Origin of the sequence: Lyngbya aestuarii BL J (assembly GCF_000478195.2) — a bacterium.
In the GTDB taxonomy this organism is placed as follows: Bacteria; Cyanobacteriota; Cyanobacteriia; order Cyanobacteriales; family Microcoleaceae; genus Capilliphycus; species Capilliphycus aestuarii.
Window position 1 is genome coordinate 1 of record NZ_AUZM01000333.1, and the last position, 576, is coordinate 576.

At 39.9% G+C, this 576-nt stretch carries 2 protein-coding genes; both read right to left on the bottom strand.

Annotation, left to right across the window (positions count from 1 at the left end):
- Positions 1–33: 33 nt before the first annotated feature.
- A complete protein-coding gene (locus M595_RS32805; RefSeq protein WP_023068008.1) occupies positions 34–159 on the bottom strand; it encodes a hypothetical protein in 126 nt (41 codons plus the stop codon).
- Between the two features lie 24 nt (positions 160–183).
- A partial coding sequence (gene hisG / locus M595_RS28400; protein ID WP_040484809.1) for an ATP phosphoribosyltransferase occupies positions 184–576 on the bottom strand: 393 nt, incomplete at its 5' end.

Genomic DNA, 576 nt, shown 5'->3' on the forward strand with positions numbered 1-576 from the left:
GCTCTTCCGATCTTCGAACGGTTGTCACCGAAGCTAAGGAATTTGTTGGTGATTCCAATCTAAAACCGCATCAACACCGCTTCGAGTCGGTAGATCAGGTTTTCTTAACTCAAAAATATGAATTAATTCATTTTCGCGACGGTCGTCTTGAACAGTCATTTTGACAACATTTATAGAATCATATTACACAAGTGCTAATATTTTTGATCGCACTTTTTCAACCACCGTTTTTAATCCCCCTGTATTGACCCGATAACTCAACGGATGAACAATTAACTGAGCGGTACTTTCAAACAAAACCTCTATTTCAATTAAACCATTTTGCTTTAACGTCCGACCTGTAGAAACTAAATCAACAATAGCTTCCGACATTCCCGTAATCGGCCCAAGTTCGACTGAACCCGAAAGCGGTATAATCTCTACAGGAAGATCTAAACTCTCAAAATATTCACTCGCACAATGAACAAACTTAGAAGCAACTCGACTATGAAGCGGTAACTCAACTGGACTGCGAAAAGGACTCGATTGTTTGACAGCAACCGACATCCGACACTTTCCAAATTTGAGGTCAACTAA

Bases quoted from the DNA above. Each gene is read 5' to 3' on its own strand.
- M595_RS32805 (WP_023068008.1), bottom strand. From the start codon at position 159: ATGACTGTTCAAGACGACCGTCGCGAAAATGAATTAATTCATATTTTT.